Raw genomic sequence first — 834 nt, forward strand, 5'->3', positions numbered from 1 at the left:
GTTGATGATGCGCGACAGCACTGGTGAGGTGCTTGATCGCAATTGTATTCAACGGAACGCCAGATATCTGCGGCAAATAGCTGGTGGGAATGTTCGCCGCTTGCGCTTTTTCTACAAGCTGCGCTTGAGGTGTGTACTCCGTTGGCAACACAATACGCACGGCGTGCCCGAACGCGAGAATACCTTTTGCCAGCTCTAATATGTGGCTTTCGATGCCGCCAAAAATGCGGCTATCAACAAAAATCCAAACTTCGCCCACAATGGGTAAATCAGGATTGTTCGAGATTAACTTCATCCGCTTCCCACGCTTGTTTTTTACGATAGACCGTTGAAGGGCTTAGCTCCAGCATCACCGCGGCATTGAGCACGTTACCATCACAATAGGCGATCGCGTTTTGAATCGCTTCACGTTCGACTTGCCACATTGGTCGGATACTTCCGTCTGCATTAAAGTACGGCGATAAGGAATGACTCGGTGTTTCAACGCCGACAGTAGGTTGTGTTTGTTGAGCAGGCACCTCTTGAACAGGTTGCACTGGTTCAACGGGTTGTGTTTGCATCGCTGGAGCATTATGTCCGTTGAGATTGTTGCTCGGGCTTGATGATTCGACGTGCACAGGGGTTACGGTTCTTGCCTGCGTTTTCTTTTGAGTTAACTGAGCGGGTAGGTGAGCCACCGTGACTTTTTCATCATTGTTGAGTACCACGATATTACGAATGATGTTTTGTAGCTGCCTTACGTTACCAGGCCATTCGTAATGTTTGATCACGTGCTGCGCTTCGGTATCAATGTTAGAGAATTTTTTCTTGTCCTCTTTGGCGTAAGTTGTGAGA

Annotated in this window: 1 protein-coding gene and 1 pseudogene; both read right to left on the reverse strand. The window is 48.3% G+C overall.

From position 1 onward, the window contains the following. Positions 1 to 295 (reverse strand): annotated as a pseudogene (locus R7Z50_RS26185) (glycosyltransferase); the annotation flags it as partial. Beyond that, on the reverse strand, positions 270 to 834 hold a 565-nt coding region (locus R7Z50_RS26190), incomplete at its 5' end, for a helix-turn-helix domain-containing protein (RefSeq protein WP_318149570.1). The gene R7Z50_RS26190 and the pseudogene R7Z50_RS26185, both read right to left, overlap by 26 nt.

This window comes from Vibrio sp. 1249-1 (assembly GCF_033340495.1).